This is a genomic window from Treponema sp. OMZ 798 (genome assembly GCF_024181385.1).
Lineage (GTDB): Bacteria > Spirochaetota > Spirochaetia > Treponematales > Treponemataceae > Treponema_B.
Map to the genome: position 1 here is coordinate 2841881 of NZ_CP051305.1, position 22746 is coordinate 2864626.

At 40.5% G+C, this 22746-nt stretch carries 17 protein-coding genes and 1 pseudogene; 10 read left to right on the forward strand and 8 right to left on the reverse strand.

The window, feature by feature from the left end:
- Positions 1-18: 18 nt before the first annotated feature.
- Complete coding sequence (locus E4O07_RS13150) at positions 19-3618, reverse strand: DEAD/DEAH box helicase (protein WP_253730566.1); 3600 nt, start codon at positions 3616-3618, stop codon at positions 19-21.
- Between the two features lie 148 nt (positions 3619-3766).
- Here E4O07_RS13150 and E4O07_RS13155 point away from each other — a divergent pair, with 148 nt between their 5' ends.
- Positions 3767-6379, forward strand: coding sequence for a heavy metal translocating P-type ATPase (locus E4O07_RS13155; RefSeq protein WP_253686550.1), 2613 nt, complete (start codon positions 3767-3769; stop codon positions 6377-6379).
- A gap of 125 nt (positions 6380-6504) precedes the next feature.
- Here E4O07_RS13155 and E4O07_RS13160 read toward each other — a convergent pair whose 3' ends face one another.
- Complete coding sequence (locus E4O07_RS13160) at positions 6505-7326, reverse strand: cytidylate kinase family protein (RefSeq protein WP_253686552.1); 822 nt, start codon at positions 7324-7326, stop codon at positions 6505-6507.
- Between the two features lie 84 nt (positions 7327-7410).
- Here E4O07_RS13160 and E4O07_RS13165 point away from each other — a divergent pair, with 84 nt between their 5' ends.
- The 3 genes from E4O07_RS13165 (at position 7411) to E4O07_RS13175 (ending at position 9288) form a co-directional block, all read left to right on the forward strand.
- Entirely contained in the window at positions 7411-7977 is a 567-nt protein-coding gene (locus tag E4O07_RS13165; RefSeq protein ID WP_253686554.1) for an NUDIX hydrolase, read from the forward strand.
- A 207-nt stretch (positions 7978-8184) separates the two neighbouring features.
- Positions 8185-8622, forward strand: coding sequence for a Dps family protein (locus E4O07_RS13170; protein WP_253686555.1), 438 nt, complete (start codon positions 8185-8187; stop codon positions 8620-8622).
- 18 nt (positions 8623-8640) lie between these two features.
- Positions 8641-9288 (forward strand): peroxiredoxin, encoded by a 648-nt coding sequence (locus E4O07_RS13175; RefSeq protein ID WP_253686557.1) that lies wholly within the window; start codon positions 8641-8643, stop codon positions 9286-9288.
- A 138-nt stretch (positions 9289-9426) separates the two neighbouring features.
- On the opposite strand, the gene folD is transcribed toward E4O07_RS13175, so the two are convergent.
- Positions 9427-10308 (reverse strand): bifunctional methylenetetrahydrofolate dehydrogenase/methenyltetrahydrofolate cyclohydrolase FolD, encoded by an 882-nt coding sequence (gene folD / locus E4O07_RS13180; protein ID WP_253686559.1) that lies wholly within the window; start codon positions 10306-10308, stop codon positions 9427-9429.
- Between the two features lie 203 nt (positions 10309-10511).
- Between folD and E4O07_RS13185 the strand changes: the two genes are divergently transcribed.
- The 3 genes and pseudogenes from E4O07_RS13185 to E4O07_RS13195 form a co-directional block, all read left to right on the forward strand.
- The gene (locus E4O07_RS13185; protein WP_253686561.1) at positions 10512-11129 is read left to right on the forward strand and encodes a TP0733 family outer membrane beta-barrel protein; all 618 of its coding nucleotides are present in this window, start codon (positions 10512-10514) and stop codon (positions 11127-11129) included.
- Between the two features lie 18 nt (positions 11130-11147).
- Positions 11148-12176 (forward strand): hypothetical protein, encoded by a 1029-nt coding sequence (locus tag E4O07_RS13190; RefSeq protein ID WP_253686563.1) that lies wholly within the window; start codon positions 11148-11150, stop codon positions 12174-12176.
- Positions 12169-13491, forward strand: a pseudogene (locus tag E4O07_RS13195) (AAA family ATPase); the annotation flags it as partial. The gene E4O07_RS13190 and the pseudogene E4O07_RS13195, both read left to right, overlap by 8 nt.
- 77 nt (positions 13492-13568) lie before the next feature.
- On the opposite strand, the gene E4O07_RS13200 reads toward E4O07_RS13195, so the two are convergent.
- The 3 genes from E4O07_RS13200 to E4O07_RS13210 all read right to left on the reverse strand — a co-directional run bounded on the left by E4O07_RS13200 (position 13569) and on the right by E4O07_RS13210 (position 16978).
- A complete protein-coding gene (locus E4O07_RS13200) occupies positions 13569-14597 on the reverse strand; it encodes a M42 family metallopeptidase (protein ID WP_253686565.1) in 1029 nt (342 codons plus the stop codon).
- Positions 14598-14683: 86 nt separating this feature from the next.
- Positions 14684-15190 (reverse strand): LysM peptidoglycan-binding domain-containing protein, encoded by a 507-nt coding sequence (locus tag E4O07_RS13205; RefSeq protein WP_253686567.1) that lies wholly within the window; start codon positions 15188-15190, stop codon positions 14684-14686.
- A gap of 123 nt (positions 15191-15313) precedes the next feature.
- A complete protein-coding gene (locus E4O07_RS13210) occupies positions 15314-16978 on the reverse strand; it encodes a formate--tetrahydrofolate ligase (RefSeq protein ID WP_253686569.1) in 1665 nt (554 codons plus the stop codon).
- Positions 16979-17144: 166 nt separating this feature from the next.
- On the opposite strand from E4O07_RS13210, the gene E4O07_RS13215 reads away from it, so the two are divergent.
- Genes E4O07_RS13215 through E4O07_RS13225 form a run of 3 tightly spaced genes read left to right on the forward strand, consistent with a single transcriptional unit; the run spans position 17145 to position 20139 of the window.
- Positions 17145-18497, forward strand: coding sequence for a glycine--tRNA ligase (locus tag E4O07_RS13215; protein ID WP_253686571.1), 1353 nt, complete (start codon positions 17145-17147; stop codon positions 18495-18497).
- Positions 18498-18511: 14 nt separating this feature from the next.
- A complete protein-coding gene (locus tag E4O07_RS13220; protein ID WP_253686573.1) occupies positions 18512-19519 on the forward strand; it encodes a CDP-alcohol phosphatidyltransferase family protein in 1008 nt (335 codons plus the stop codon).
- A gap of 50 nt (positions 19520-19569) precedes the next feature.
- The gene (locus E4O07_RS13225; RefSeq protein WP_253686575.1) at positions 19570-20139 is read left to right on the forward strand and encodes a hypothetical protein; all 570 of its coding nucleotides are present in this window, start codon (positions 19570-19572) and stop codon (positions 20137-20139) included.
- 31 nt (positions 20140-20170) lie between these two features.
- Here the strand turns inward: E4O07_RS13225 and E4O07_RS13230 are convergent, their stop codons facing one another.
- Together E4O07_RS13230 and E4O07_RS13235 are read right to left on the reverse strand one after the other, a co-directional pair.
- Positions 20171-21067: a GNAT family N-acetyltransferase gene (locus E4O07_RS13230; protein ID WP_253686577.1), complete on the reverse strand. Its 897-nt coding sequence runs from the start codon at positions 21065-21067 to the stop codon at positions 20171-20173.
- Positions 21067-22740, reverse strand: coding sequence for a glycoside hydrolase family 3 protein (locus E4O07_RS13235; protein WP_253686579.1), 1674 nt, complete (start codon positions 22738-22740; stop codon positions 21067-21069). The genes E4O07_RS13230 and E4O07_RS13235 overlap by 1 nt, the downstream gene beginning before the upstream one ends.
- Between the last annotated feature and the right edge of the window lie 6 nt (positions 22741-22746).

A 22746-nucleotide genomic window follows, 5' to 3' on the forward strand; every position in this document is an offset into this window, starting at 1 on the left:
TGCGGAATTTGCAGCCGCCTATTTCTTAAAAAGGCCTGCGAGCTCTTCATTGCTTAATTTTGAAATCCAAGTTTCGCCTGAAGAAATACTCATGCCGCTTATTTCCCGTTTTTTTTGAATCATTTCATCAATTTTTTCTTCAAAGGTGCCGGAGCAGATAAAGCGGTGCACAAATACGTTTTTAGTCTGCCCGATTCTAAATGCCCGATCTGCGGCCTGATCTTCAACTGCGGGATTGTACCAAAGGTCAAAGTGAATTACCCTGTTAGCTGCCGTCAAGTTAAGTCCCGTTCCTCCCGCCTTAAGCGAAATTAAAAAGATACGGTAAGCAGGATCCGTTTGAAAAAGGCCGACGGCTTTTTTGCGTTTTGAGGCGGGCATTTGGCCGTGAAGCAAAAGGGGGCCGGTTCCCAATTCTTTTTGAATAATGGTTTTTAGAATATTGAGGGTGCCTACATATTGGCTGAAAATAATAGCCTTTTCGCCTGAAGAAATTATCTCGCTTAAAAGCTCGATGAGGGCGGTAACCTTCCCGGAATGCTTCATCTCGCTCGGAGTTTCCTTGTCATAGGCCCGCGGATGATTGCATACCTGTTTTAAGGCCGTTAAAAGTTTTAGGACATAGGCCTGCCTTTCAATCTTAGTTTCGGCTCCCATCACCTTGTGTAATTCCGTTTCTACAAGGTTCTCGTAAATTGCCAGCTGCTCAGGCGTAAGATTGCAATATTGATTTGTAATTATCTTGTCGGGTAAGTCGGAGATAACCTTGGGATCGGTTTTTAGGCGGCGCAGCAAAAAGGGCGAAGTGATTTTCTTTAAATCGTCTGCTTCGATTTCGGAATTGTGAAGCTCAATCGGAATGCGCCATTTTTTTCGAAACTCGTCAGCCGAGCCCAGATAGCCGGGGAGAAAAAAGTCGAATATGGAGCGCATATCTTCAAGGTTGTTTTCGACAGGGGTACCGGTAAGAGCGATTCTGCCCCTTGCCTGAATTGCCTTTACTGCATGGGCCTTCTTTGTTCCCGAATTTTTTATAGCCTGAGCCTCATCCAAAATAATACAAAAAACTTTTTTATCCTTTAATTTTTCTATATCGTTTTGCATCGTCTGGTAGGTGCTTATTATTACGTCGGCTTCGGTATTGAACTTGCGCCTTGCTCCGTGATAAAGGTCAACTTTAAGGGATGGAGCAAATTTGGCTATTTCGTGTTCCCAGTTTGAAAGAAGGCTTGCAGGAGCTATAACCAAAAAAGGCTCCTCTGCTTCTTTTGAATTTTTAAAGGCCAGTATCAAGCTTATAATTTGTACGGTTTTGCCCAAGCCCATGTCATCGGCCAAAAGACAGCCGAAGCCGCTTTTGATATTTGCATAAAGCCAGCGGAATCCCTTTTCCTGATAGGGCCGCAATTCCGCATTTAAGTTTTGAGGAACGGGAATGTCATCTTGCCTGAAAATGCCGTCGATAATTTCTGCGGCCGGTTTGGAGCAGACTGCATTCCCCGAAAGAACCGCTTGAAGGGCTTCCCTCATGTCTGCCGGTTTTTCAAATGCCTTTAACATTTTGGCAACTTCTTCGGGGTCGAGCAAAAGGAACTGATCATTAAATTTTACCAAGCCCGATTTATTTAAAAAGAGCTTTTTAAATTCGTCTATGTCTATTACGGTGTCTCCAAGCATTACGGCCCGGTCATAGGAAAGAACGTCATCAAGGTTTAAAAACGAAACTACATTTCCTGCTCCCTTTACGGATTTTACACTTATGACGGGCTTGGGCGTCAAAACGTTTTTTAGGCTTTTAGGTAAAACTATGTCGATGCCGAACCGCTGCAAAAGTTTGGCCGCCCTTTGCAAAAAGAGGCCTGCTTCTTCGCGTGAGAGCATAATATTTTTTTTGACTGCAAGAATCGAAAGAGCCGGTAAGTAGGCCGAAAGGCTTGCCGGAAAGCGCAAAATATCGTCGGGGTTTTTGCTCCTCTTTGCTGCGATATTTAACTCGGTAAAGGGAGCTTCCGCTTCGAGAGAAAAGGAAGATGCATCGTTTTCAAAGCTTTCACTTTCACCGGAGTTTTCTTTAGCCTTACGCACAAGGGCGGAAAGCAAAAAGAACTCGTCTTCTTTTAGTGAGTCCAAAGTCAGGCGGTATTCATAGCCGCAATTGCTGTAATTTAAAACCGAAAGCCAAGAGTAAATTACCGTATCCAAATTCCGCTTGCCGGGAACGCTTATATCTATTTCTTCATTTGAAAAAAAGAGAGAGTCTATTTCTTTATCCCTGGTATAGGACTTACTCGGGAAAAATTTTAAAGATGCCGCATACTCGGTTAAAAGGGCTGTAAGTAAAAGTTCGGCACAGTAGAGCCTTCCCCATTTTTCGACCGGAAGAAAAAAGTCCTTTGTGAGGGAAGCTGCAAATTTAAGAATGTCGGCCTTTATTTCGGAAGAGGCAGAAAGGCTTTTCCAAAAGATAAAAAGTTTTTTGTTTTCGGTAAATACGGCAGGTATAAGTGCCGAGCTTTGGATGAGTTTTCCCGCAATGGCAAAGAGAGAAAAAAGAATTTTGACCGAGGGGCTCATCTCGTTTAAACTGCTTCTTGTTTTATAAAAATTTTGAGCCTGCAAAAGGGTTTGATTTATCTCTTGGTTTTCGCCTAATTTTATGCTTACCGTTAGAGGGCTTTTAGGCTCAAGCGGAAAGACTCTTTTTTGCTTTCGGATATTGTCGATGTTTATTTTTACCCTTGCAAACAAAAAAGGGTTTACCGATTTTTCTTCTTCGCCTTGCTTTTCTTGACTGTAAAAGTTAAGCCCGTAATTTAAAACCGCCTTGTGATAAAATTCCGTAAGCTTTATTATAAAATCGCCCGATGTAAAATTAGGTTCAGGCGGAAGGATACCGGTTATAAGCGGAAGATAGGATTCTCCAAGCCTGAATTTTAAAGGTTCTTCTAATTCGCAAGGAGGCTGAGCTGCCTTATTGCCCGATGAGTCTGAAGTGAGGCCTGTCTCATTTAAAGTTTCATTTTTGCGTAGATTTAAGGGAACGGGATGTTCTTGGAGGAGGGCAAAGTTTCTCTCCTTTTCAGGACCAGCATTTTTGGAAGCGGCACCTTCGGGTATGTTTACTGAATCGAGATCGAAACCTGCAAGCTTAAACAAGAGGCGGGGGTCATGATCTATTTCTTTGGCAAGCAAAAAAAGAACGGCTGCCATGTGCTTACAAGGGTCGCCAAAATCGGGACAGGTGCAATCCCTTTCGATTAAATTCCAGCGGGCAGGAATGAGCCTGACCTTCTTTTTCTTTAAGGCTTCGATTAGGGCCGGGCTCATAATTCCGGCTCGGAGGCCTGCGAGCTCGATAGGATGCTTTTCTAAGATTGAGCGGATTGCGTTTTCATTTGTTTTTGAAAGAGGCGGAAATTTAAAATACACATGGTACCAGGGAGCATAGTTTCCCTTAACCTTTGCTCCCGCCGTTTGTCCGTTTACTACAAGAGAATTTACCTTTCCGGTATTTGCATAAGTCTTCCCGCGAGACAATCTCCCCGAATCGTCGTAGGCCTTGAGCATCTCCAAAAACCATGCACCCCAGGGCGTTGTCCCATAACTTTGTCTTGCCATTGTCAAGGAGTATAACAGAAGCGAGGATAATTTTCAATTCCGGGATTTTCACCGCGTATTAAAGCCACAGTATTAAAAATTAACGAGATAGAGAAACTATAATTTTATTTTCCTAGACCTTTTACTTAAAAAGTTGTATATTATTAACATGAATAAAAAGACAAAATTTAATATTACCGGTATGACCTGCTCGGCGTGTTCTTCTCATGTTCAAAGAGCTGTAGAAAAGCTTGAGGGGGCTGCCGAAGTACAGGTAAATCTTTTAACCAATAGTATGAGTGTCAATTATGATGAAAATCTTTTGACACCCGATAAGATTATAGAAGCGGTTAAAAAGGCCGGCTATGGAGCCGAGGACTTAGACGGATTAACAAAGCCTTCTCTTTCGGATTCATCCAAAGATGGGGCAAAGCGTTCATCTCAGACGGATGCTGCAAAGCGTGAGCGGGATCAGGTAAAAACAAGACTTATTTGGTCCTTGATTTTTGTGCTTCCTCTTTTTTATATTTCTATGGGGCACATGGCGGGAGCCCCGATTCCTCATTTTTTGCATGGGATAGAAAATGCTATTCTTTTTAGTTTTACCCAGTTTTTATTGACTCTTCCTGTTTTGGTATTAAACAAAAAATTCTTTATAGGCGGCTTCAAGGCTTTTTTGAACAAGGCTCCAAATATGGATTCTCTTGTTGCAGTCGGTTCAGGGGCGGCCGTTATTTATGGAATTTTTGCCATTTATAAGATGGCCTACGGAATGGGGCATGGAGATACGGCAACTGTAGAGCGGTTTGCTCATGATCTTTATTTTGAATCGGCTGCCGTTATTTTGGCCCTTGTAACCTTGGGCAAATTCCTTGAAGCTAATGCAAAGGGAAAAACTTCGCAGGCAATTACAAAGCTGATGAACCTTAGGCCTAAAACCGCCCTTGTTATCAGGAACGGTAAGGAAGAAGAAATTCCTGTCGAGGAAATTGTAAAGGGCGATTTTGTTTTAATCAAGCCCGGTTTTTCCATTCCCGTTGACGGAGTTGTGGTTGAGGGCAGTTCTTCGGTAGATGAGGCTGCAATTACAGGTGAAAGTCTCCCGGTCGAAAAGGCTGCAGGAGACAAGGTTGTAAGCGCTTCCATTAACCTTTCGGGAACCTTTACCTTTAAGGCTGAAAGGGTAGGCGATGACACAACCCTCTCCCAAATAATTGCCCTTGTAGAAGAAGCCTCGGCCTCAAAGGCTCCTGTTTCAAAATTAGCAGATAAGATAAGCAATTACTTTGTGCCTGCGGTTATCCTTATTGCGGTGATTACCCTTTTTGTCTGGCTCGCCGCAGGAGAGGGTTTTGAATTTGCTCTTTCGAGGGCTATTTCGGTGCTTGTAATTTCCTGCCCATGTGCCCTAGGTCTTGCAACCCCCACCGCCATTATGGCAGGAACAGGGAAGGGTGCCCGTCTCGGTATTTTAATCCGCTCGGCTGAGGCCCTTGAAACTGCCCATAAAACAAACACCGTAGTCTTGGACAAGACAGGAACTATAACCCAAGGCCGCCCCGATGTAATCGAGATTAAAAAAACCGCAAGTTTTAGCGAGGACGAAGTGCTCAAGTTTGCTTACAGCTTGGAAGTTCTTTCAGAGCATCCTTTGGCAAATGCCGTTATAAAACAGGCAAAGGAAAAAGGCTTGGATGTTTTAAAAATTAAGGACTTTAAGGCTGAACACGGCTTGGGTATTTCGGGTATCGAAGAGGCTTCGGAGCTAAAAATATTTGCAGGTAATGAAAAGCTTTTCCAAAAAAATAATATCGAAATTTCCCATGCTGCATCAGAAATTGATGCTCTTGCAGAAAAAGGAGCAACTCCTCTTTTAATAGGTCTAAGCGGTGCTAAAGACGGAAGTTCTTCAGGAACCGATTCAGGTGCAAAGCTCATCGGAATTATAGCCGTGGCCGACAAAATTAAGGAAGGCAGCATCGAGGCTATTGCAGAGTTTAAGGCTATGGGCATAAAAACTATAATGCTGACAGGTGACAATAAAAAAACTGCAAATGCCATAAAGGCCCAAACAGGAGTCGACGGTTTTGCTGCCGAGCTTTTGCCTCAAAACAAAAAGAGTGAAATCGAAAAACTTCATCAAGCCGGTCATAAAACGGCTATGATAGGCGACGGCATAAACGATGCTCCGGCCCTTATGACGGCCGATGTTGGGATCGCCATAGGCAACGGAACCGATATAGCGATTGAAAGTGCGGATATTATTTTGATGAATGACAGCCTGCAATCTGCGGTCGATTCGATTCAATTAAGCCGTGTTGTAATGCGCAATATAAAGGAAAATCTTTTTTGGGCACTCTTTTATAATTCTCTATGTATACCATTAGCGGCAGGAGTTTTTTATCCTGTCTTCGGCATAGTTTTAAGCCCGATGATTGCGGCTGCTGCAATGAGCTTGAGCTCGGTGTCGGTTGTAAGTAATGCCCTGCGCTTAAATTATTTTAAGCCCAAACGGAAACATAAAATAAACCGTAATGCAGAATCTTGCATAACGGAAGAAAATAAAATTAAGGAGAAAGAACTTATGAATACTGTATTAAAGGTAAACGGAATGCAGTGCCAACACTGTGTTTCCCATGTTAAGGAAGCCTTAACAAAGATTTCGGGGGTTTCTGCCGAAATAGATTTGGGCGCAAAAACTGCAACTATTTCACATCCTGAAAGCGTTGCAGTTGCAGATCTAAAAAAAGCTATTGAAGAAGCCGGATACACGGTAGAATAGCTTTAAAACTGTAACTTTTTTTAAGGCTGTAATTTATTAAAAGAAAAAATCGGCCATGCCTAACTTCGGCCGATTTTTTTTAAGTTGCTGGAAACGCTTAAGACCGGCTAAGATACTGTCAGCTTTTACGGAAAAGGCTTATATTCGTTTACCATGCTTATCGCTGAAGAAACTTTTCGGCCTTCCGACATTTCTTGAGCTATATCCGTTGCTTTTTGAATTAAACCTGCATTATCGGCAACACCGTGTAAAATAACCTCATCTTCCGAAATATCAGCTTCTAAGAAGTAGATCTGAAGCTTTAGATCAAAGGAAATGTGATTTACAATCCTTTGAGCTAATAAAAGCTCTTTGATTCTTTTGTCGCTTAAGGCTGCTTCTTCCTTGCTTATTGTTTTTTCAAAACCGAATTTGATTATTTCGGCAGCTTGGAGAGGCGTTATATGCCCGGTATTTATAACCAAGTTATATTCGGAGGAGTCTTCATTTGCAGTATTAAAAAAGCTTTTGTGGAAACCGTCGCGGTTATTGTCGCTTTCTTCCATTCTGGCTCTGGCATCTTTTTCGGAGTAATTAAATTCCTTCATCAGTCTTGAAATTCTTACATCGTCTGCGGCAACAAGGCGAACTGAATAAAGGCCGGGGACATTCCTTAAAATTGCAAATCCTCCTCTTCCTATAAAAATACTGTTTCCTGAAGAGGCATGTTCATATACTGCTTCGCGCAGATAATCAAAGTAAGAATCTCTTTCTCTCGATAGAGATGCCCAAAACCCGGGTTTGCGTTCATCATATTTTTTTAACTGAGCTTCAGAAATTCCCCGTGAGAGCAAATCTTTCTCCAACGACTTACGGTCGATAAAGTTGTAATTTAAAAGCTTGGCCAGCTCAATTGCTGTTTCATCGCCAAAGGAAGCGATCTTTCTTGAAATAGTTATAATTGCCATAAAAACCTCCTATTGCAATTAAATTCTCTTTATAATAGAATAACTCGAAATCCTTGATATGTCAAATGGAGAATTGCGATTTTTATGGAAAAGAATAATGAGATTATATGGAAGCCCGATTCCTCCAGAGAAATATTAAAAACAAGGGTCTTTACCGTATGCGAAAAAGATAGTATTTCTCCTGAAGGAGAAAAAAAGACCTTTATTTCTTTAAAAGCTCCGAGTTGGGTCATTATTGTGCCTGTTTACCGGGATTCCTCCGGAGAAGATATCTTTGTGATGGTACAGCAGTGGCGGCACGGCTCTGAAAGTGTCTGTATAGAATTTCCCGGCGGTGTTGTAGATGCAGACGAAAGACCGGAAGATGCCGCTTTGCGCGAGCTTATTGAAGAAACAGGGCGGACTCCTAAAAATATAAAATGCTTGTCGGTTCTGTCTCCCAATCCCGCAATAATGGAAAACTCTTGCACCATCTTTTTAGCCGAGCTTGACAGGGGAGAGGTTAAACAAAATCTGGATGAAGACGAATTCTTAAATATTATTGAAATCCCTGCGAAAAAAGTTATTCAAAATATGGGCAATCCTCCTTATACTCATGCAATAATGAATGCTGCCCTTTTCCTTTACTTAAAAGAAAAACAATATCACTGATATATCGGTGTACTGATATATCAGTGATTGCTCACCGATATATCAGTGAAAATTCCGATAAAAACAATCTTTTTTATTAAAATTTTAAATAATTTCTGAATATTTCGACAAAATTCCTCTATTTTTGCTTAAAAAATGCTTTTTCATTCGTTTTTATATTTAGCATGAAAATTGCTTACATATAACTGAACACATATGGAGGTGTTTATGAACAATATAATTAAAAGATTATCAGTCCACACTGCCGACTTTGCAGTTCTTTATATAAAGCTGCATAATTATCACTGGCATGTAGAAGGGCTCGATTTTAAGCCTGTGCATGAAATGATAGAGTCATATTACGATAATATGAGCGATTTCTATGATGCGGTTGCTGAAAGAATTTTACAGCTAAACGAAAAAGCTCCCTCTTCTATGAAAGAGTATTTGGCAATAACGGGAATAGAGGAAGAAACAGATAAATCGTTTAAAACCGCAGATGCTCTTAAAAAAATCTTAGGCGATTTCGAGTACATTGCAAAAGAAATAAAGGTAACTCAAATTGAAGCTGCAGACAGCAATGATGTAGCTACAGACGGAATCCTTAGCGGGATTATCGAATACCTTGACAAAGAAATATGGATGTTAAAATCCGCTTTGAAATAAATTTTTAAGGAGAAAATTATGGAACAAATGGCAATGAATATGCCCCTTTTGGGAGATGACTTCCCTCAATTAACAGTTTCGACAACACATGGAGCTATGAAGCTTCCCTGTGATCTTAAAGGCAGCTGGTTTGTGCTCTTTAGCCACCCTGCCGATTTTACACCCGTATGTACTACGGAATTTGTAGCTTTTCAAAACTTAACACCTGAATTTGAAAAGCTCGGTGTAAAACTCATCGGTCTTTCTGTAGACCAAATGCAGAGCCACTTAAAATGGATTGAATGGATCAAGGAAAAACTCGGAGTTGAGATTACCTTCCCTGTAATTGCTGCAAATGACAGCATTGCAAATCAGATCGGACTCTTGCACCCCGGAAAAGGTACAAACACTGTTCGTGCCGTATTTGTTGTAGACCCTAACGGCAAGGTCAGACTTGTTCTTTACTATCCGCAGGAAATCGGACGAAACATGGAAGAAATTCTTAGAGCCGTTAAGGCCCTTCAGATTTCCGACAAGAACAAGGTTGCTATGCCCGCAGACTGGCCCAACAACAGCTTGATCAAGGATAAGGTAATTATTCCTCCTCCTCCCACAGAAGCGGAAGCCAAAAAGCGCTTAAAGGAGTATGAGGGTTACGACTTCTGGTTCTGCCACAAGTCTTTGTAATCTTAAAATAATTTAAAAAAGTAATTTAAAATAAAAAGCCCTGCATTGATAATCTCAATTCAGGGCTTTTTATTAGGATTAGATAGTTTACGTGAGTAAATTATCTAAAAACATAAATTTTAGATTTTCCATTAAAGTTTATTCCAAACCGTTTTGACGTTTTGCCGCAACAAGTGTATTTGCAACAAGCATTGCGATTGTCATAGGGCCTACTCCCTTGGGTACCGGCGTTATTGCTGAGGCAATTTCGCAGGCGGGCTCAAAGTCGACATCTCCTACAAGTCTAAAGCCGCTCTTTTTTGAGCTGTCATCAATGCGGTTTACGCCGACATCTATAACGACAGCGCCTTTTTTAATCATATCGGCCTTAATAAATTGAGGCTTTCCCATAGCTGCAACTAAAATATCGGCCTCTCGTGTAACTTCAGGTAAATTCTTTGTACCGCTGTGGCAAACCGTTACTGTGGCGTTTACATCCTTATTCATCATTAAAACGGAAAGAGGTTTTCCTACTATGTTGGAACGGCCTACAATTACAACCTTTGCTCCGCTTGTTTCAACTCCTGTTCTCTTTAAAAGATGAATTACGCCGTGGGGTGTACAGGGAATAAAGGTGTCGTGTCCTAAAAGGAGCTTTCCTACATTTACCGGATGGAAACCGTCTACATCCTTTTCGGGGCTTATAGTCTCAATGACCGTATCGGGATCGATCTGCTTTGGCAGGGGTAATTGAACCAAAATACCGTTTACCAGCTTATCGGCATTGAGTTCTTTAATAAGTTTAAGTAACTCATCCTGAGTTGTTGTTTCAGGAAGTCTGAATGTTCTGTCATTCATTCCTACCTCGTGAAGAGCATTTGTTTTTCCCTTTACATAGGATTGGGATGCGGGATCATTCCCTACCAAAATAACGGCCAAGGTGGGCTGAACTCCCATTGCCTTTATTTTTTCAACATCTTTTGCAACATCGGCTCGTAGGTCGGCAGCTATCTGTGCGCCGTCAATAATTTTTGCACTCATTTTTTTCCTCCATTAGTAGATTAAGTAACTATTATTCTTCTTGTTTGTTCTAAACTCGTGTTAGTTTAGAAAAGACAAGAGTTTTTATGTTATCTAACATTTACTATGTTATAACATAATGTGATTTTGTGCAAGTCTTACATATAGACATTCTTGTAAAAAATAAGATATACTATTTTCATTAAGTTAGAGGTGAATAAAAAGTGAAGAGATTTATTTCCTGTTTTTTGATTATCAGCGTTTTTTTGATTCCGATTTTTGCACAAGAAGAGGCTGAAACTCCTTCAAATAGTAAAATAGACGGTGCCACAGTCTTCCGGCCTGTAAGACAAGGCGATAAATTTATAAAAATAGGCTTATCCTTGGGTGTGCCTCTTTTTAATACTTCTGCCGACAAATTTGCGATTAAGCCGAATATTTGGCCGGGAGGCTCTATCAATGCAGCCTTCAGCTATTATATTTTAGACGGGTTTTCTTTGGGCGGAAGTATAAGTTTTCAGTTTTATCCTACATTGGCAAAAAATCTTTACTTTGCTGTTCCTATAACCTTTGATATGGGCTATACCTTTGCTGCCGGAAAATGGCGCATTCCTCTTGGAGGAGGTATAGGCGGGGCAGTTCAGTCCTATAGCGGAAACGGAGCCCAGTACTTCGGAATGATTTTTAGATTTGATGCAGGAACTTATTATCAGTTTTCTCCCGAATGGTCCTTTGGAGGGGATGTGTCTTGGAATGTTGTTCCTCAGTGGTACAAGAAGAAAGAAAATAACCGTACAGGAAATTTTTTAGGTATCAGCCTTGCTGCCAGATACCATCTTTAATTAAATGGAGAATTCAGTATGAAACTTAGAAGATATATTTTTATTTTACTGCCGCTTATTTTTATCGGCTTTATAGCTTGTAATGATAGGCCCATATTTGCAGCCATTGAACAAGAGATTGATTTAAAAGATTTTTCGGTTGAAGGAAATATCTTGAGTTTGTTGGAAGCCGGCGAAAATGTTTATGCCTCAAATAGAGGCGGAGTTTATTCAAAATCAAAAAAATCCGACGGTTCCTGGTCAAAAATTTTAAGTGTGTCAGGTACTCAAAAACTTGCACATGATAATGCTAATATTGTTTTTGCTTGTTTTGGTTCAGGGAGCGTAAAATATTATGAAGCCGGAAATTGGAATACTGTTCCCGGCTCCGGAAATATACGCATTATTGCCGGTGATAATATTGTTTTCGGGTATGATGAAAGCCAAGAAAAAGTTTTTAAGATAGTAAAAAATGCCGCTCCTTCCGAAGTAATACACTCCGGTAAGGTTGATAGTCTTTTTGCGGCAGGGAACTATGTTGTAGTAAAGTCAGGCAGCTCTGAAACTATGTATAAGGCAGATACTTCTCCTGCCGCTGCTGAAGGAGGCTTACCTGGCGGAGTGAAGGGTATGTGTTCAGCAGGTGATGCCGATAAAATATTTGTACTGGCCGGATCCTCAATCCATTATTATAATGGTAGTGATTGGAGTAGTAATACCAAATCAATATCTGACAAAACTCCGATAAGTATTTCATATTTTAAAGAAAGAAAAACCATACTTGTAGGCTGCACAAATGGGTATACCGAGGTAAAGCTAAATACGCCGATAAATCTTTCAAATGCAACACAGTTTAATCCGGGGAATTCCGGCTCTACAACACCGCCGGGCTCTTATTCGCAATATCAAACGACTCTTGGAAGTTATTATACATATCCTGTTTTGGGCGTCGATAGGGACAACGGAGATTATGCAGTGTTTATGGGCATTTATTCCGGAGTAATTAAAAGAAATACCGGCCTTTGGGGCTTTTACAGCGACAAAAAACGCGAATGGAACCGTGAGTAAGGATCTTTTTGAAGCTGCGGCTTCAAGCTCTAAACAAAATGAACCTCTTGCCTCCCGTATGAGGCCTTTTAATTTGGATGAATACGTGGGGCAGGAACATATTATCGGTGAGGGTTGTCTTTTGCGAAGGGCAATCCAAGCTGATAGGCTTTCTTCCATCATCTTTTTCGGTCCTCCCGGAACAGGAAAAACCACCCTTGCAAGAGTCATTGCAAATACCACCAAAAGCAATTTTTTAAGTTTAAATGCCGTTTTAGCAGGTGTGCAGCAGATAAGGGAGGCTATATCCAATGCCGAAGAAAATAAAAAGCTTTATAACCGCAAGACTATTCTTTTTGTAGATGAGGTCCACCGTTGGAATAAATCCCAGCAAGATGCCCTCCTGCCCTGGGTTGAAAACGGTACGATAATTTTAATCGGGGCTACAACTGAAAACCCTTATTTTGAAGTAAACAAGGCTCTTGTAAGCCGGAGCCGAATTTTCGAATTAAAGGCCTTAACAAATGAGGATCTAAAAAAAGTTGTGCAGCTTGTGCTTTCCGATAAGGAAAGGGGTTACGGCCGCTGGAAGGTGGAATTTGAAGAAGGAGCCTTAGAGCATTTGATAGATACGGCTTCGGGAGATGCGAGGAGTCTTTTAAATGCCCTTGAGCTTGCTGTTGAAACCGGCGTAGACTACTGGCCTCCTGATGAAGGGGTACGAATTTTAATCAGCCTCAAGGCAGCTGAAGAAAGTATACAAAAGAAGGTTGTCCTTTATGATAGGGACGGCGACTATCATTATGATGTTATAAGTGCCTTTATAAAGTCGATTCGCGGAAGCGATCCCGATGCGGCTGTTTACTGGCTTGCCCGTATGATAGCGGCAGGAGAAGATCCGCGGTTTATTTTTAGAAGGATGTTAATTTCCGCCTGTGAAGATGTCGGACTTGCCTCTCCCGGAGCTGTCAGTGTGGTTGCAGGTGCTGCCGAAGCCTTTGACAGGGTCGGTATGCCTGAAGGAAGGTATCATTTGGCACATGCTGCCCTCTATTTGGCAACCTGTCCTAAATCGAACAGTGCCGAAGCCTTTTTTAAAGCTCTTGATTTTGTTCAAAAAGAAAATAAGGAAGTTCCCAATCACTTAAAAGATGCAAGCAGGGACGGAAAGGATTTAGGGCATGGGGAAGGGTATTTATATCCGCACAATTATGAAGGGCATTGGGTCAAGCAGCAATACCTCCCCGACGGACTTGATGGTACTCACTTTTATGAACCAAGCGATCAGGGTTATGAGGGTAAGATAAGGCCTGAAATTTTAAAAAAGCGGCAAAGCTAAAGACTTGCCGCCTTATAGATTTACCGCTTCTCAAAATTATTAATTAAAATAGTATTTAATTCAATCCTAAAAGCCTACTCGCTCATTAAGTAAGCATATAAGAGGTTTATAGTTTCTTTGTAAGAATCTATATGAGTTCTTTCATAATGGTGGGTGGCACTTACTCCCGGACCCATACATGCAAAGTTAATATCGAAGCCCTGCAAGACATACATACTGGCATCAGATCCGTATCTGAACATAACATCCGTTCTGTAGTTGATCTTATTTTGAATAGCAAGGTTTTCAAGTCTATGCCTAAAGCCGAAATCGTAGGGGGTGCGCGAATCCTTGGCGATGATTGTTACTGCATGTTCAGCCGAATTTTGGCAGCCTCCGACAGTTCCGATGTCCAGGGCTAAAACCTCAAAACATTCCTTTGGAATGCCGTAAAAACCGTGGCCTATTTCTTCATAGTTGCTTATAAAGAAGTGAGTAGTGTAAGCAGGTTTCTCTCCCTTTTCCTTTAAAGCTTTACAGGCGGCAAAAAGCATGCCTATGCAGGCCTTGTCGTCCAAATGGCGGGACTTTATGTAGCCGTCTTCCGTTTCGATTGTGCGGGGCTCAAAGGCTACAAAGTCTCCTATGTTTACACCGAGAGCTAAGGTTTCTTCCTTTGAGTGAGTTTCAGCGTCAAGACGGACTTCAAAGGTTTCTCCATTCCTTTCTTCTTTTTCTATTGCTTCAAAGATATGAACAGAGGCTTTTTCCGGAAGACCTGTACCTGTGATGACCTTTCCTGTTCTTGTAATTATGTAAAGGTTTTCTCCTTCGATGCTGTTAAAGGCTATACCGCCGATAGGAGCAAGCTTTAGGCAGCCGTTGGGCTTAATTTGACGCACCATAGCACCGAGGGTATCGGCATGGGCCGAAACAACTCTGTGTTTTGAAGTGTTTTTTCCTTCTATAGTGCCGTAAATGGCACCCTTATTTGTTTCAGTATATTTTATGCCTAAACCATCAAATTCTTTTTTTATTCGTTCAATTATGGTTTTTGTGTAGCCTCCGGGGCTGTGTATTTGTAAAAGCTCCTTTGTAAGATCTACTGCATATCTTATATTCATAAATTAGATTCTCCTGATTGTTTGTAAATTGTTTTGCGGGAATAAAAAAACTTCCTCCCCTCAGGGAGGAAGTTGTATATCGAAGATTAAAACTCTTTAAGCCGTCGTCTTAAAGACTCAACTACTCCTGACTTTCCTTCATCCTCATAAATTTTAATACATTTTTCGAACTCAGGTCTTGCAAGCATTTTTGAAGGTGAGTGTTTCATAAAAAGATCAAAATCAGGGATTAAAAGTTTGGTCTTAGGTGTGAGTTTGTCCGGATGCTGAACTTTACCGGGATTGATCGACATAATTATAGGAAAGTAGTATGCCTTTTCTCTTGTGCCGTAAAATTTCAAAGCAATTTCGGATAGAGTGTCGCCTTGTACAACTGCATATTCCTTTACAGGTACATCTCTGGGCTCTTCAACAACCGGTTCCGGTATGGGTGCGGGTTCAGGTGCTGGTTCCGATTTTACCTCGGGTGCAGGCTCTTCTACAACAATAGGTGCGGGTTTTTCTTCGGGAGGAGGAGTGGGCGGCGTTCCACAGCTCGTAAGTACAAAAGAAAAAAGGGCCATAATTGCCAAAACTTTCAAAATGTTTTTCATTTTTTACTCCTTAAATATTAATATAATTTATAAACTTGCCTTTCGGCAAGTTTATAAATAGCTACCTTATATTATACGATATTATTTTATAAAAATCAAATAGTATCGTATATTTTTTTAATTTTATGACAAGCCTTCCACGTTTCCGTTTACCAAGTCGATTCTTACGGCTTGGGGATCTTTAGGTAGACCGGGCATTCTCATCATATCCCCCATAATTGCAACAATCATTTCGGAGCCTGAGTTTAAAACTATATCCCTGACATTCATTTCAAAGCCTGTAGGAACTCCGTAAAGTTTAGGATCCGACGAGAACGAGTACTGTGTTTTAGCAACACAAACAGGGAAGTCTGCCATTCCGGCTTCTTCAATCTTTTTGATCATCTTGTCGGCAGCTCCCGAATATGTAACATCAGCAGCTCCATAGATTTCTTTACAGATTTTTCCTATCTTGGTTTTTATGCAGTCCTTGTCTTCGTAAATGAATTTTAAGGGCTTTGACGGATTTGTTTCGATGGTCTTGACAACGAGCTCGGCGAGCGCAACAGCTCCTGTTCCGCCTTCGACAAAGGCATTGTTTACTGCAAAGCCTACGCCCTGTGCTTCACAGTGCTTTTTAACCAGATCCAACTCGGAGTCAATGTCGTATCCGTATCTGTTAAGAGCTACGACTACAGTCTGACCGAATTTTTTCATGTTTTCAATGTGCTTATCAAGGTTGGCCAAGCCTTTTTTGAGAGCTTCTGCGTTGGGCTTGGATATTTCCTTTTCGGGAACATCTCCGTGCATTTTTAAACCGCCTGTAGTGGCTGCAATTACCGTCAATTTCGGATTTAACCCTGCTTTTCGGCACTTGATGTCGAAGAATTTTTCGGCACCGAGGTCTGCGGCGAAGCCTGCTTCGGTAATTACATATTCACCGTAGGTGAGGGCCGTCTTTGTTGCTATTACGGAGTTACATCCGTGGGCAATGTTTGCAAAGGGGCCGCCGTGAATAAAGGCCGGGGTATTTTCCGTTGTCTGTACAAGGTTGGGGTTAATGGCGTTCTTTAAAAGAACTACGATTGAACCTGCAATACCTAAGTCTTTTACCTTTACGGCATTGTTTTCGGTATCATAGCCCAATATGATATTTTCGATTCTTCGGCGTAAATCTTCAATGTCTTTTGCAAGACAGAAAATAGCCATGATTTCGGAAGCCGGGGTAATATCGAAGCCGGATTCCATTACTACGCCGTTACCGTCTCCTAATCCGGTAACAATTTGGCGTAAGTTTCTGTCGTTAACGTCTAAAACCCTCTTCCAAAGTACTGTTTTGATCGCTTTCGGAGTTCCCTGCATTCTAAAAATGTAATTGTCAAAGAGGGCACTTATCATGTTGTGTGCCGAAGTTATTGCATGGAAGTCTCCGGTAAAGTGGAGGTTAATGTCTTCCATAGGCAAGACTTGAGCATAGCCCCCTCCTGCTGCACCTCCCTTCATACCGAAACAGGGGCCTAAGGAAGGCTCCCGCAAGGCAGCAACCGCCTTTTTTCCGATTTTATTTAAGCCTAAGGCAAGACCGATTGATACGGTTGTTTTTCCGATTCCGGCCTTTGTAGGCGTGATAGCAGTAACAAGGATTAGATTGTTCTTTTTTACCTTTTCATCATCTATAACGCTATAGGGAACCTTGGCTATGTACTTTCCATAGGGAATGACGTTATCGTCATGAATCCCTAAGCCGTCTGCAATTTCAGCGATTTTGTTTAGCTTCGCTTCTCTAGCTATTTCTATATCTGTTTTCATGGTAATATTATCGCATAAAAAAACTATATTTGCAACTGTAAAACTCTTTTTTTGTTAAACTAGGCTTGCAATTTGTATAATCTGTGAGCCTATTTAATCGGTACTTGTATAAAGATTAAAAAAATATTATAATCAGTAATTCTTATTAGCAAAAGGGAGATACTTTATGGAAGATCATAAAATTTCAATGGAAAAAATTGTAAGTCTTTGTAAAAGAAGAGGTTTTGTTTTTCAATCATCCGAAATTTACGGGGGACAAAACGGTGCATGGGATTACGGCCCTTTAGGAATAGAATTAAAAAATAATGTTTCGCGTGCATGGTGGAAGGAGATGACACAACTTCATGATAATATTGTAGGGCTTGATGCTGCAATTTTGATGCATCCCCGCACGTGGGAAGCCTCCGGCCATGTTGAAAATTTTACCGATCCTTTAGTTGACTGCAAAAAATGTAAAAGCCGCTTTAGAGCAGACCATCTTTCTCCTGAAAACCTTGAAAAAAAAGTTTGTCCCGATTGCGGAGGCGAGCTTACCGATACACGTAAATTCAATCTTATGTTTAAAACTCATATTGGTCCTACTGACGATAACTCAAGTGTTATTTATCTTCGCCCGGAGACGGCTCAAGGTATCTATGTAAACTATAAAAATATTATTCAATCTAACCGAATGAAGATTCCCTTCGGAATCGCACAGATCGGAAAGGCCTTCCGAAACGAAATTGTTACAAAAAACTTTATTTTTAGAACCTGCGAATTCGAGCAGATGGAAATGCAGTTTTTTGTAAAGCCCGGAAGCGATGATGAATGGTTCGACTATTGGAAAAAACAGCGCTGGGCCTTCTATGAAAAATACGGAGTAAGAACAAATAAGCTTCAATGGCACCAGCACGGCAAAGATGAACTTGCCCATTATGCAAAAGATGCTTACGACATTGAATACGAATTCCCGATGGGCTTTAAGGAGCTTGAGGGTGTACACAACCGAACCAACTATGACCTTACACGCCATACCGAGTATTCAGGCAAGGATATGCAGTACATCGATCAAGATAACGGAAACGAAAAATACATTCCGTATATAATTGAAACATCAGCCGGATTAACACGAAATGTGCTTATGTTTATCTGTGATGCTTACGATGAAGAAAAGGTTGCCGATAAGGGAAACGATGATGATTGGAGAACCGTACTTCGCTTCCACCCGAATATTGCTCCTATAACTGTAGCTGTTCTTCCCTTGATGAAAAAAGACGGGCTTGCAGAATTGGCTGCTGAAATTCGAAATGAGCTTAAAGAGGAATTTAAGACCGATTACGATCAAGCCGGAGCTATCGGAAAAAGATACCGCCGTCAGGATGAGGTCGGAACTCCTTTCTGCGTAACTGTAGATTATGATTCAAAAGAAGATAATACGGTTACCCTGCGTTTTAGAGATTCCATGGAACAGGTTAGGATTCCCAGGGCTGAATTAATTTCAAGAATAAAGACAGAAATTAAAAACTATAAAAGAGTATAGTAAAAGAATAATTAATGGAAAATTACTCTTACAGTGCAGAGGATAAGTCCTTACTTACTCCTCTGCTTTACAAGTATTTTGTTTTCCCCCTTGTAAGGATTTTACCTGAATCCGTTCCGGCCAATATAATAACGATATTTTCCAATGGCCTTGTAGTCCTTGCGTTTTTTATTGCTTATATAAACTATTTACATGATGCGTATAAGTTTTTATGGCTTATACCGATCCTATGCTGGTCTTATATTGTAGGCGATTGTTCGGATGGAATACAGGCAAGAAGAACAAAGACCGGTTCCTCATTAGGGGAATATTTTGATCATTTTTTGGACAGCTTTGTTACAGGACTTCTTACCGGTATTTTAATGCTTTGTTTTAGGGTTACAAATCCGATTTTGCTTTTTTGCGTATATCAGTTTTTATATGTAGGTCAGATAGGAACATTTTGGGGCCGCTTTAAAGACGGGGTAATGCAGTTTGCTCTCTTTAGTACAAGTGAAGGTGCGATGGCAATTACAATTACGGCAGCCCTTGCTTCTTTTAGCGCTATTAGAGAACTTAGTTCTCATTCTATTGTGCTAGGTTTGAGCATTATTCACATAATTATGCTTGCTGCCTTTGGAGCGGCTTGGCTTACAGGAATTCTAGTTATTTTTAGAACAAAAAAATTGACTATACGTTTATTTTTACACCTTGTATTTTCTGCCCTCATAGGAGCTGTTTTAGTTTGGAAAGTTCAGGCTCCGATATTTATGCAGACCGTGATTATTACATTCTATAATGTGTTGTTTATTCAATCGGTTCTTTCAGCTACGGCAGAAAAGTTAAGAGAAGCTTTGCCCGATTTTTTAGTGCCCTTAAGCTGCTTACTCTATTTTGTGTTCTTAGAATATTCTATTATTATCGGAGCAGCCCAAAGTTTATATCTTTTAATAAGGATAATAATAAGATTTTCGATATTTTTAAAAAAATATAAGCATTGCTGGTATTGGAAAAATCCTCTTCCTGCAAAAAAAAGTAAATAAAATGCTTTTAAGGTATTGACAAAATCTTGATAAAATAGCAAGGTATAGCCATGGTTGATCCGATATTTAATGATGAATTTTTGATGTCCCCTGAAATAAAAGAGATTGCAGTTTTTGAAATTCCAAGATTTATAGATGCTGCAGATACGGAGCTTGTCTCATCGGCTTTAAAAATATCCAAGGCCTTCGGACGAGGGGCTTCTTTTGAAATTTATACGGATAGAACCAAGATAGATGCCGAAAAAAACTTGATAGAAAGTTTTATGAAAAATATTCAGCTGCTTGTACAAAAAACTTGGGTTGAAAAAGATGATGAAGAATGTAAAGAAGATACCTTGTACAGGATAAATTCTTTATGTGAAAAACTTATAAGATCGGAGCATCCTGCGGCATACAAGGAATCATTTGAAGATTGTTTTGCAATTTTACGCGATGTTGTTGCCCTTCTTTTTGGAGACTTGGTAAAAACCGATTCTTTTGTCGAGTATGCATTCCGCATTGATCCTGACTTCGGATTTTTTTGGTATTATGTTACACGTCTTTCAAAGGTGGAAATTATATCTGAAGAAAAGGCCAGATATGCTTCCTTGCTTGCAATGTTCTTTTTAGCAAATTTTTAGAGTAAGTTCTTTTTAATTTTCAATTGTTTTTTTAAAAATATGAGATCCGAAAATCTCCCGATTCTTTGAATCCTATTTTTTTATACATTTGCCTTGCTGCCTGATTTTTAATTTTTACAAAGAGGGCGCATTTTTTTTTATACTGAAAGCAGTCATTTATCAGCATCATCATATTTGCCGCACCCACACCCTTATTTCTATATTCCGCTCTTGTAAAGACTCCGCCTATTTGATTCCATCTAAAACCGGAAGCATTTATTCCGGCCTTTGCAATATACTTGCCGTCTTTTTTTACTGCATATAGGGCATGATTGTTTATTCTTTTTTTTAGAAGCTTTAGGCAGGATTCGTGAGAGGCTCTTACTCCTGGGGCCAATACTTCGGTTTCATTGTATTCTATTTCCATCGGGCAAAGGAGTTCTGCATCTTGAATCGGAGGTTTTATAAATTCCAATTCGGTATTTAAATTATCGGAAGCCCTTATACAAAAAATGTTAGGTGCTGAAGGTTTTGTTTTGAGGGTAAGAAGTTTGTAGTTTTCAAAACGGTCAGGCACAAGTGACAGACTTTCATTTATTAATTTTTCTAAATAGATGGAGGTGTTTTTTTCTCCCATCACGGAAAGAGGTTCTGTGTGTTTTAAAAAATCTTTTTTGATATATTTTGCAATATCATCAGTAATTTCTTTGGTAAAGCAATGGAGTAAAACACTGTGAGCTGCTAAAAATAAAATCCCTATAAATTCTTGATTATTTGAAAAAAAGGCATCAGCCTTTATAAAGGTAAAAAGTTCTTGGCCTGCATCAAAAAATCTTTTTTGTTTTTTTAGACATTCGGCAAGATTTACGCATAAGTGTTCATAGGGTAGAATGTTATCGATGAAGAGATTTATATTGCTGCTTGTAAGATGAAGAACCGGGCATTTCATTACTCTATTCCTGAGATAGGAAGTCTTCCGTTAGCATTAAAATCTCCGCAAAGGGCTCCGAATGCAGCGGTAAAGGATGCAGGCGAATAGCTGTAAATGGCAATAGCCGTTTCAGCTTTAGGGACCTTTGCCAAAAATGCGGGGGACAGGACTGAAATAACTATGTATTTTTTCTTGGGATAGGCCTGCATTATTTTTTGTAAAACACTTAAAGAGTACTTATCGGAAAGACAAAAAATTATTGTATCAAAGCGCCGTGCATGGTGATAGGCTGAGTCTACCTCTATTATTTTTGCCTTGGGGAAACGTTTTAAGCCGTATTTAAAAAAATCTTTATAGGCAGACACAAGGAGGATATCCTCATGTTCTTCAGGTTTAAAAGGGATATCTGCATCGCGCACTATTGTAGTTGAGCGGCCCGCCAGGCTTAAAAAGAATTTTTGGCCTTCCTTATCGGGGATGTTTTCATCAAGTTTTTCTATATCGGGCATAATGGGAACATGGTTATCGCTTTTAAAATACTTTAATTTTTCAACTAAAATTCTAAAGGCTGCATCCTTTACCCTTTCTTTAAATTGGGGGTCGTCCTTCATTGCCCTGATATTATCCTTCCAAAACGCTTGATAGTGCCGAGGTGTTGTCGAGGATTCGATTATATCGTTTCCGGCTTCTAAGGCCATTTTCACGGCCTTTGCAATGCCGCCTGCAAAATTCATAGCGCCGTGCATCATCATGTCATCGGTAATTATGAGTCCCTTAAAGCCAAGTTCTCCGCGCAGGATATCTTTTAAAAGATATTTGGAAAAGGTGGCCGGTTCTCCATTAGGTAAGATTGACGAAAAATTTAGGTGTCCTGTCATAATTGCAGGTACGCCGGCATCTATCAGGTATTTAAAAGGTATCAGCTCCCTGCTGCGGAAGGTTTCTTCGGATATGTCGATTTTAGGTAAACGGCCGTGACTATCGATGCTGGTATCTCCGTGGCCCGGAAAATGCTTTGCTGTTGTAAGAACGCCTGCATCCCTGCTTCCCCTTACAAAGGCTGCTCCTAAGATACCGGCGGCATGAGGGGAGTCTCCAAAGGAGCGGGGGCCTATTATTGAGGAGTCATGATCCGTTAAAAGATCTACAGTGGGAGCAAAATTTAAGTTTATACCTAGGGCTCTTATTTCTCTTGAAATATAATAGCCTGAATAGTAAGAATCTTGGGGTATGCCTGATGCTCCTATTGCAAGGTTTCCCGGAGTCTCTGAGGTTAATCCTTTGACATGCCGTACCCAGCCCCCTTCTTGATCGGTTGCAACAAAGAGCGGGATGCCGAATCTTCCTTCGAGGGATTTTTTTTGCAAAAGTGAAATTGACTTGGCAAGCTTGTGGGAGTCTCCGGTGTTCCAGCCGAAAATCTTGATGCTGCCCAGTCCGGAGTCTTCAATCCATGATAAAAGTAAGTCTCCGGGATCTTGACCGGCCCAGCCGAACATAAAGGTTTGAGCCAAAAGTTCTTCATCGGTCATGTTTTCGACTATTTCGGATGCCAGTTTTTCACTCGGCACATTATCGTAAAAGTTAGGCAACCTTTTTACGGCAGAATTGGAGTTCAAATTGACCGTCAATAAAAAAATACAGACAAAAGATAGTATGCTCTTTTTTGTAAGGGAGAATTCGGTTTTCATAAGTTT